The sequence below is a fragment of the Burkholderia sp. KCJ3K979 genome (assembly GCF_016759955.1).
GTDB classification, from domain to species: Bacteria; Pseudomonadota; Gammaproteobacteria; order Burkholderiales; family Burkholderiaceae; genus Burkholderia; species Burkholderia orbicola.
The window spans coordinates 1-9,557 of the sequence record NZ_JACFYV010000243.1; the positions used below are offsets into that span (position 1 = coordinate 1).

At 68.8% G+C, this 9,557-nt stretch carries 8 protein-coding genes; 5 read left to right on the forward strand and 3 right to left on the reverse strand.

The window, feature by feature from the left end:
- Positions 1-780, forward strand: a 780-nt coding sequence (locus H3O04_RS30865) for a chloride channel protein (RefSeq protein ID WP_202589124.1), incomplete at its 5' end; no start/stop codon positions are given.
- Between the two features lie 36 nt (positions 781-816).
- On the opposite strand, the gene H3O04_RS30870 is transcribed toward H3O04_RS30865, so the two are convergent.
- On the reverse strand, positions 817-1,437 hold the full coding sequence (locus H3O04_RS30870) for a TetR/AcrR family transcriptional regulator (RefSeq protein WP_006475958.1): 621 nt from the start codon (positions 1,435-1,437) through the stop codon (positions 817-819).
- 188 nt (positions 1,438-1,625) lie between these two features.
- On the opposite strand from H3O04_RS30870, the gene H3O04_RS30875 reads away from it, so the two are divergent.
- The 4 genes from H3O04_RS30875 (at position 1,626) to H3O04_RS30890 (ending at position 8,603) form a co-directional block, all read left to right on the forward strand.
- Positions 1,626-2,735 (forward strand): efflux RND transporter periplasmic adaptor subunit, encoded by a 1,110-nt coding sequence (locus tag H3O04_RS30875; protein ID WP_124477819.1) that lies wholly within the window; start codon positions 1,626-1,628, stop codon positions 2,733-2,735.
- A complete protein-coding gene (locus tag H3O04_RS30880; protein WP_202589125.1) occupies positions 2,732-5,878 on the forward strand; it encodes an efflux RND transporter permease subunit in 3,147 nt (1,048 codons plus the stop codon). The genes H3O04_RS30875 and H3O04_RS30880 overlap by 4 nt, the downstream gene beginning before the upstream one ends.
- Before the next feature lie 2 nt (positions 5,879-5,880).
- On the forward strand, positions 5,881-7,449 hold the full coding sequence (locus H3O04_RS30885) for an efflux transporter outer membrane subunit (RefSeq protein ID WP_202589126.1): 1,569 nt from the start codon (positions 5,881-5,883) through the stop codon (positions 7,447-7,449).
- A 125-nt stretch (positions 7,450-7,574) separates the two neighbouring features.
- A complete protein-coding gene (locus tag H3O04_RS30890; protein WP_202589127.1) occupies positions 7,575-8,603 on the forward strand; it encodes a MerR family transcriptional regulator in 1,029 nt (342 codons plus the stop codon).
- Between the two features lie 93 nt (positions 8,604-8,696).
- On the opposite strand, the gene H3O04_RS30895 is transcribed toward H3O04_RS30890, so the two are convergent.
- Both H3O04_RS30895 and H3O04_RS30900 read right to left on the reverse strand, forming a co-directional pair.
- Positions 8,697-9,221, reverse strand: coding sequence for a M949_RS01915 family surface polysaccharide biosynthesis protein (locus tag H3O04_RS30895; RefSeq protein ID WP_202589128.1), 525 nt, complete (start codon positions 9,219-9,221; stop codon positions 8,697-8,699).
- Positions 9,222-9,304: 83 nt separating this feature from the next.
- The coding region (locus tag H3O04_RS30900) for a helix-turn-helix domain-containing protein (protein ID WP_202589129.1) at positions 9,305-9,557 on the reverse strand (253 nt) is incomplete at its 5' end.

The following is a 9,557-nucleotide window of genomic DNA, read 5'->3' on the forward strand; positions in this document are numbered from 1 at the left end:
GTCCTCGTGTTCAAGGTAATCGCGACCGCCGCGACGGCCGGCTCGGGCGCGATCGGCGGCGTATTCACGCCGACGCTGTTCGTCGGCGCCGTGTTCGGCTCGCTGTTCGGGCTCGCGATGGACGCGCTGTGGCCCGGCCATACGTCCGCGTATTTCGCGTACGCGATCGTCGGGATGGGCGCGTTCATGGCGGGCGCCACGCAGGCGCCGCTGATGGCGATCCTGATGATCTTCGAGATGACGCTGAGCTATCAGGTCGTGCTGCCGCTGCTGGTATCGTGCGTGTTCGCGTATTTCGTCGCGCGCGCGACCGGCACGACGTCGATGTACGAAATCACGCAGCACCACTACCAGGACGCGCAGGAGCGGCAGCGGCTGCGTACCACGCAGATGCGCGAGCTGATCCAGCCCGCGCAGACGGTCGTGCCGCTCACCGCGAGCGTCGCCGACATGACGCGCGTGTTTCTCGAATATCCGGTGAAGTATCTGTACGTGACCGACGATGCCGGGCGCTTTCGCGGCGCGGTCGCGTTGAAGGACATCACGTCCGATTTGCTCGACAAGCGCGACACGACCGACAAGACGGCCGCGCACTACGCGCACACGCCGTTTCCGCTGCTCACGCCCGACATGCCGCTCGCGACCGCGCTCCAGCGCTTCATGGCATTCCAGGGCGAACGCCTGCCGGTGATCGAGAGCGAAGCCGAGCCGACGCTCGCGGGCGTGGTCTACAAGACGTCGCTGCTCGACGCGTACCGGCGGATGACCGGCGAACGCTGACGCGCGTCGCCGCTCCACTCGCACCGCCCGCGCTGGTCAGTCCGGCGCACGCCCCAGCACGACCCGCGCGAAGAACCCGCCAAGCACCGACTCGGCCACGTCGGCCGACACGTGCTGCGGATCGGCCGTGTAGTACGACTGTACGCCGTCGCACAGGCACATCAGCCCGAACGCGAGCGTATCGGCCGGCAGCAGCAGCGGCGTGCCAGAGCGCTCGGCGAAGCGCTGGATGAATTCGGCCATCTGCACGCGCTTGCCGTGCAGGAACTGGTTGAAGCGCACGCGGAACTTCGCGTCGCGCGCCGCCTGCAGCTTCGCCTCGCCCCACAGCAACGAGTACTCGTCGTCGCGAAACAGCGTCCGGTAGTACGCGAGCGACATCGATTCCATCTGCTCGCGCGTGCCGCCCCCTTCGAAAATCGCGACGAAGTCGGCCTGCACCTCCTCGTGGTTGCGCTCCAGCAATTCCAGCAACAGGTCGGACTTGCTGCGGAAATTCGAGTAGAACGCGCCGCGCGTGTAGCCGGCGGCCGCCGCGATGTCCTCGACGCTCGCGGCCACATACCCTTTCTTCAGAAAAATGCGATGCGCGGCTTTCAGCAGACGTTCGCGCGTCTGGTCCCTGCTCTGCTCGCGAGTTAAGCGCTGTGGTTTCATGCCGCGCAGTCTAGCATCCCTTCCCTTTCAGATTCATCTTTGCATTCAGATACAGGTGTGTATTAGAATTCGCCACAGTTTCTGACGATGTCGTTCGTCTGTCCGTGTGCGCCGCTGCCGGCGCCGCTTGGGGCAAGCGCCTGCCGCGCTTGCCGGCTTCGTTCCGCTCCACCTCACCTGGGGGTTTCGTGAATCGCTCCGGTTCCCGCGCCGCGCTGCTGATCGGCGCCGCGCTCGTCCTTGCCGCCTGTCATCCGAAAGAATCCGCACCACCCGCCCCGCGCCCCGTCGTCGCGCTGCCCGCGCGGGCCGACACCGCCGCGGTCGCGCGCACGCTGCCCGGCGACATCCAGCCGCGCTATGCAACGCCGCTGTCGTTCCGCATCGCCGGCAAGATCATCGAGCGCAAGGTTCGGCTCGGCGACACGGTGAAAGTCGGCCAGGTCGTCGCGCTCCTCGATCCGTCCGACGTCGAGAAGAACGCCGCGAGTGCGCAGGCGCAATTCGATGCCGCGTCGCACAGCCTCGCGTTCGCGAAGCAACAGCTCGATCGCGATCGTGCGCAGGCCCGCGAAAACCTGATCGCGACCGCGCAGCTCGAACAGACCCAGAACAGCTACACGTCGGCGCTCGCGCAGCGCGACCAGGCGCAGCAGCAGCTCGCGCTCGCGAAGAACCAGCTGCGCTACGCGACGCTCGTCGCCGATCATGCGGGCACCATCACCGCCGAACAGGCCGATACCGGCCAGAACGTGTCGGCCGGCCAGCCGGTCTACCAGCTCGCGTGGTCGGGCGACGTCGACGTGGTCAGCGACGTGCCCGAGGCCGCGCTCGCGTCGCTCGCGCCCGGTCATGCGGCCACCGTCACGCTGCCGTCGCTGCCGGGCCGACAATTCGCCGCGAAGGTGCGCGAAATCGCGCCGGCCGCCGATCCGCAAAGCCGCACCTACCGCGTGAAGCTCACGCTCGGCACGCCCGATCCGGCGATCCGGCTCGGCATGACCGCGGACGTCGCGTTCGACGGCGCGCCGGCCGCCGGCGACGCGCAGCCGATCACGCTGCCCGCGACCGCGCTGTTCCACGACGGCCCGCATCCGGCCGTGTGGATCGTGCGCGCCAAGGACGACACGCTCGAGTTGCGACGGGTCGACGTCGCGCGCTTCAACGAGCGCACCGTCACCGTCTCGCACGGGCTGCAGCCGGGCGAGCGCGTCGTGCTGCAGGGCGTGCATACGGTCAGCGCGGGCGAGAAGGTGCGCGCGATCGCGCCGCTGCACCCGGAGGACTTCGCATCGTGAGCGTCTCCCACGAAGAAGGCCGCTTCAACCTGTCCGCGTGGGCGCTGCGCCACCAGGCGCTGGTCGCCTACCTGATCGCGCTCGCGACGCTCGCGGGCATCCTCGCCTATACGCGGCTCGCGCAGTCTGAAGACCCGCCGTTCACGTTCCGCGTGATGGTGATCCGCACCTTCTGGCCCGGCGCGAGCGCGCGACAGGTGCAGGAACAGGTGACCGACCGGATCGGCCGCAAGCTGCAGGAAACGCCGGCCATCGACTTCCTGCGCAGCTATTCGCGCCCCGGCGAATCGCTGATCTTCTTCACGATGAAGGATTCGGCGCCCGTGAAGGACGTGCCCGAAACCTGGTACCAGATCCGCAAGAAGGTGGGCGACATCGGCTATACGCTGCCGCCCGGCGTGCAGGGCCCGTTCTTCAACGACGAATTCGGCGACGTCTACACCAACATCTGGACGCTCGAGGGCGACGGCTTCACGCCCGCGCAACTGCACGACTACGCGGACCAGTTGCGCACCGTGCTGCTGCGCGTGCCGGGCGTCGGCAAGGTCGACTATTTCGGCGACCCCGACCAGCGGATCTTCATCGAGGTCAACAACGCGCAGCTCACGCGCCTCGGCATCTCGCCGCAGCAGCTCGGCCAGGCAATCAACGCGCAGAACGACATCTCGTCGGCCGGCGTGCTGACGACCGCCGACGATCGCGTGTTCGTGCGGCCGAGCGGCCAGTTCGACAACGTCGATGCGATCGCCAATACGCTGATCCGCATCAACGGCCGCACGTTCCGGCTCGGCGATCTCGCCACCGTGAAACGCGGCTACGACGATCCTCAAGTCACGCAGATGCGAACCAACGGCCATGCCGTGCTCGGCATCGGCGTGACGATGCAGCCGGGCGGCGACGTGATCCGGCTCGGCAAGGCGCTCGACGCCGAATCGAAGGACCTGCAGGCGCAACTGCCGGCCGGCCTCAAGCTGACGCTGGTGTCGAGCATGCCGCACGCGGTCTCGCATTCGGTCGACGACTTCCTCGAAGCGGTCGCCGAGGCGGTCGCGATCGTGCTGGTCGTAAGCCTCGTGTCGCTCGGGCTGCGCACCGGGATGGTCGTCGTGATCTCGATTCCGGTCGTGCTCGCGGTCACCGCGCTGTTCATGTACCTGTTCGACATCGGGCTGCACAAGGTGTCGCTCGGCACGCTCGTGCTCGCGCTCGGGCTGCTCGTCGACGACGCGATCATCGCGGTCGAAATGATGGCCGTGAAGCTCGAACAGGGCTACACCCGCGCGCGCGCCGCCGCATTCGCGTACACCAGCACCGCGTTCCCGATGCTGACGGGCACGCTCGTCACGGTGTCCGGCTTCCTGCCGATCGCGCTCGCGAAATCGAGCACCGGCGAATACACGCGCTCGATCTTCGAGGTGTCGGCGATCGCGCTGGTCGCGTCGTGGTTCGCGGCCGTCGTGCTGATCCCGCTGCTGGGCTTCCACCTGCTGCCCGAGCGCAAGCGGCACGCGCACGAGGCGCACCTGCCCGACGATCACGAGCACGACATCTACGACACGCGCTTCTACCGGCGGCTGCGCGGCTGGATCGACTGGTGCATCGAGCGGCGCTTCGTCGTGCTGCTGATCACGGGCGCGCTGTTCGTCGTCGCGATGATGGGCTTCTCGCTGGTGCCGCAGCAGTTCTTCCCGAGCTCCGACCGGCCCGAGCTGCTGGTCGACCTGCGGCTGCCCGAAGGCGCGTCGTTCGCGGCGACGCTGCGCGAGACCGAGCGCCTCGAGAAGGTGATCGCCAAGCGGCCCGAGATCGACCATTCGGTGAACTTCGTCGGCAGCGGCGCGCCGCGCTTCTACCTGCCGCTCGACCAGCAGCTGCAACTGCCGAATTTCGCGCAGTTCGTGATCACCGCGAAATCGGTCGAGGATCGCGAGAAGCTCGCGACCTGGCTCGAAACCACGCTGCGCGACACATTTCCTGCCGTGCGCTGGCGGCTGTCGCGGCTCGAGAACGGCCCGCCGGTCGGCTATCCGGTGCAGTTCCGCGTGAGCGGCGACAGCATCGCGACGGTCCGCTCGATCGCCGAGAAGGTCGCGGCGACGATGCGCGGCGATGCGCGCACGGTCAACGTGCAGTTCGACTGGGACGAGCCGGCCGAGCGCTCGGTGCGCTTCGAGCTCGACCAGAAGAAGGCGCGCGAGCTCAACGTCACGTCGCAGGACGTGTCGAGCTTCCTCGCGATGACGCTGTCCGGTACGACCGTCACGCAGTATCGCGAGCGCGACAAGCTGATCGCCGTCGACCTGCGCGCGCCGCGCGCCGACCGCGTCGATCCGGGCAAGCTCGCGGGCCTCGCGCTGCCGACGCCGAACGGCCCCGTGCCGCTCGGCTCGCTCGGCCGCTTCACGCCGACGCTCGAATACGGCGTCGTGTGGGAGCGCGACCGCCAGCCGACCATCACCGTGCAGTCGGACGTGCGCGCCGGCGCCCAGGGCATCGACGTCACGCATGCGGTCGACGCGAAACTGAATGCGCTGCGCGCGCAGTTGCCGGTCGGCTATCAGATCAACATCGGCGGCTCGGTCGAGGAAAGCGCGAAGGCGCAGAAGTCGATCAACGCGCAGATGCCGCTGATGGCGATCGCCGTGTTCACGCTGCTGATGATCCAGCTGCAGAGCTTCTCGCGCGTGCTGATGGTCGTGCTGACCGCGCCGCTCGGGCTGATCGGCGTGGTCGCGACGCTGCTGCTGTTCGGCCAGCCGTTCGGCTTCGTCGCGATGCTCGGCGTGATCGCGATGTTCGGGATCATCATGCGCAACTCGGTGATCCTGGTCGACCAGATCGAGCAGGACATCGCGGCCGGCCACGGCCGTGTCGACGCGATCATCGGCGCGACCGTGCGGCGCTTCCGGCCGATCACGCTGACGGCCGCGGCCGCGGTGCTCGCGCTGATCCCGCTGCTGCGCTCGAACTTCTTCGGGCCGATGGCGACCGCGCTGATGGGCGGCATCACGAGCGCGACCGTGCTGACGCTGTTCTACCTGCCCGCGCTGTACGCGACGTGGTTCCGCGTGAAGCGCGACGAACGCGACCCGCAGGACGGCCCGCCGCCAGGCGGCACGCCTGCCGCGCCGTCGGGAGCCTGACCATGGATCGATCGATGACCCTGAAAACGAAAGCCGTGCGGGCGCTCACGGTGGTGAGCATCGCCGGCCCGCTCGCGGGCTGCGCATGGTTCGCGCCGAGCGGCGAGCCGCCCGCGATGCCGTCGCCCGCGCACTACGGCGCCGCGCCGCAAGTCGAGCAGACGGTGTCCGCGCACGGCGTCGCGCAGCAATTCGAGGTCGGCGCGCAGCCGGTGCCGGACTGGTGGAAACAGTACCGTTCCGACGCGCTGAACGCGCTCGTCGACGAAGGGCTGCGCAACAGCCCGACGCTGAGCGCGGCGTCGCATTCGCTGGATGCCGCGCGCGAACAGTTGCGCGGTCAGATCGGCAGCTCGATGCTGCCGTCGATCGACGCGGGCGGCCAGGCCACGCGCCAGCGCGCGCTCGGCGTGCCGATTCCCGCGCTCGGCGCGCCGACGCTGCTGTACGACACGTTCGTCGGGCAACTGCAGGCGAGCTACACGGTCGACCTGTTCGGCGTGTCGCGCTTCGCGAACCGCGCGCTCGCGAAACGCGTCGACGTCAGCGCGTTCCAGCTCGAATCCGCGCGGCGCGCGCTGGCCGCGAACATCGTGACCGCATCGATCACCGTGTCGGTGCTCAATGCGCAGATCGACACGACCGAGCGGCTCGTCGCGCTCGCGAACGACCAGGCGCACGACGCGGAGCGCCGCCATGCGCTCGGTTCGGCCTCGCGCAGCGACGCGCTGAATGCCCGGCAAAGCGCCGACACGTTCGCCGCGAGCCTGCCCGCGCTGCGCCAGCAGCGCGACTCGACGCGTCACGCGCTGGCGGTGCTGGTCGGCCGCACGCCCGACCGGCCGCCGGCCGATCTCGCGCTCACCGATCTGCACCTGCCCGAGCAGGTGCCCGTCGTCGTGCCGTCGGACCTGCTGCAAAGCCGCCCCGACATCCAGGCCGCCGACGCGGGGCTGAAGGCCGCCGCCGCCGAAGTGGGCCTCGCGACCGCGCAGATGTTTCCGCAACTGTCGCTGTCGGCGGCGATGGGCAAAGGCGGCTTCAGCTGGCCGGCGATGCTGTCGGGCGCCGGCGCGATCTGGAACGTCGGCGCGTCGCTGAGCCAGCCGATCTTCCATGGCGGCGCGCTGCTCGCCCAGCGCCGCGCGGCGAAGGCGACATACGAGGCCGCGGTCGACCAGTACAAGCAAGCGGTGCTCGGCGCGTTCCAGAACGTCGCCGATTCGCTCGCGGCGCTCGAGCACGACGCGGAGGCGCTCGATGCGTCGTCGCGCGCCGCGCTGTCCGCACGGGGCGCATACGACGATGCGGCCGCCCGCGTGCGGCTCGGCGCGCTGCCGCCGTCGGCGGCGCGCGCGAGCGAGCTGCAGTACCGCAATGCGCGGCTCGACGAGATTCGCGCGACCGGCGCACGGTTCGCGGATACCGCGCGGCTTTACCAGGCGATGGGGACGCCGCCGGCCGGCAACGACGACAAGTCCGGTAAAACCGGTCACGCGGCCGGCGACGGCACGGCCGGCACGCAAGCACGCGCCGCCACGCCCGACGCCGCCGTCCCTTCGGCGCAATAACCAGCCCCCTTCGATCGGATGCGCGTGCGGATTCCCGCCACGCGCGTCCGATCGCCGATCTTTCGCTTGACCCTCACGTAGCGTAACGTTCGAGACTCCAGTGTGCGCACCGAACGGAGGAACGAATGCGGCTGAAAGTGGGAGACCTGGCGAAACGCAGCGGGCTGACCGTCCGCACGCTTCATCACTATCACGCAATCGGCCTGCTGACGCCTTCGGCGCGCGCCGACAACGGCTACCGGCTGTACGACCGCGACGACATCGCCCGGCTCCACCAGATCCAGGCCCTGCGTCGCTTCGGACTGTCGCTCGCCGAAATCGGCGATTACCTGAACCAGCCCGGTACCCCGCTCGTCGATCTCGTCGCCAGGCAGATCGCGTCGCTCGACCGCCAGCTCGCGCAAACCGCGCAGCTGCGCGAGCGGCTCGCGAGCCTGCATGCGCAGCTCGCGGCGGGCACCGAGCCGGAACTGGCCGATTGGCTCACCACACTGGAGTTGATGACCGTGTACGACAAATATTTTTCCGAGGAAGAACTCGCGCGCCTGCCGATGTACCAGAAGAGCCAGGCCGGCGACGCGGAATGGATCGCGCTCGTTGCCGAAGTGCGCGCGCTGCACGAGGCGGGCGTGCCTGCCGAGGACGAACGCGTCCGTGCGCTCGCCGCGCGCTGGATGGCGCAACTGGTGTGCGACACGAACAACGATCCGCGCCTGCTCGCGAAGCTGAACCTGATGCACGAGCACGAACCGTCGATGCAGTCGAAGATCGGCATTTCGACCGCGTTGCGCGACTATGTGCTGCGCGCTTCGGCAGAAACGAAGATGCGGCTCTTCGAGAAGTATCTGGCGCCCGACGAGATCCGCTTCATGCGGGCGCACTACGGCGAACGCTCAATGGAATGGCCGCAACTGATGGCCGACGTGCGCAACGCGATCGATGCGGGCGCGCAGCCCGATTCGCCACAAGGCCGCGCGCTCGCGCAGCGCTGGCTCGAGCTGTTCTGCAGCTACGCGGGCCACGATCCGGCCACGCACGCGAAATTCCGCCACGCGCTGATGAACGAGCCGGCGCTGACGAAGGATTCGTGGACCGACGACACGCTGCTCGGTTTCGTGCGTGAAGCGATGGCGCAGTTGGCGCCGGCGCGTTGATCGCATGGCGGGCGGGCGGGCGGCGGGTTTCCCGTGTGCCGCCCGTTTCACCATGGGCAGCCGGTATCGCACGCACGACGGCCCGGCGCCCGCCTAGTCGTTACGCATGCTGATCGCGCGCCAGCGCTTCATCATGTAGCGCAGAAACGCGGGCTGCGCCTTCAGGTCCGCGTTCGGCACGGGCGCCGCGCCGCCGTCGACGAACTTGCCGTTGACTGTGACGGTTTCCTCGCCGCGCAGCACGTATTTCGTGCCCGCGTCGATCAGGAAGTACTTCACCTGATCGGCGCTCACGTCTCCCCGGCAACCAATCTTGTACGCGAACAGGAACTGCTTGCGGCCGTTGCCGAGCAGGTCGCGCATTTCGATCGACTTCCGCACGACATCGAGAATCACGTCGACCGGGCAATCCTTCACGTAGTCGCGCACCGTCCAGTCGGGGTGGCCGTCGAGCGTCGCGGACACCTTGAGCTCGACGTCGTCGCCGGACGCGGTTCTGGCGAGCGTCACCGCGTGTGCGCCGGCCGCATCGGTCCACGTGTAGTCGGCGGCGTGCGCCGGGCTGGCCAGCGCTGCGACTGCGAGCAACAGGCAACGCGAAAGGGCATGTCTTTTCATCGGCGGGAGCGAAAGCGCTGAAATCGAACGCGCCATTATCGGCAAAGCCGCGTGCCGCCGCCAGCCGCGCGCGACCTGCCCGTTCAGCGCTCGCGCGAGCCGAGCCCGAGCGCCTTCATCCGCCGGTACAGCGTCCGTTCGCTCAATCCGAGTTGCTCGGCCAGCGCCTTGCGCGTGCCGTCGAACGTGCGCGCGATACGGACCAGCTCGGCATCCGACACGCCGCGCGCGTCGGCCGTCTGCGCGTGCGGCACCGCCGCTGCCGCGACGAGTTCGGCCGGCAGATGCTCGACGCGGATCGTCCCGTCGTCGGCGAACAGGCACGCGCGTTCGAGC

What these genes read in the sequence shown, in the direction of transcription:
- H3O04_RS30870 (WP_006475958.1), bottom strand. Translation starts at nt 1,437, where the DNA reads ATGAAACCACAGCGCTTAACTCGCGAGCAGAGCAGGGACCAGACGCGC.
- H3O04_RS30885 (WP_202589126.1), top strand. Translation starts at nt 5,881, where the DNA reads ATGGATCGATCGATGACCCTGAAAACGAAAGCCGTGCGGGCGCTCACG.
- H3O04_RS30890 (WP_202589127.1), top strand. Translation starts at nt 7,575, where the DNA reads ATGCGGCTGAAAGTGGGAGACCTGGCGAAACGCAGCGGGCTGACCGTC.
- H3O04_RS30895 (WP_202589128.1), bottom strand. Translation starts at nt 9,221, where the DNA reads ATGAAAAGACATGCCCTTTCGCGTTGCCTGTTGCTCGCAGTCGCAGCG.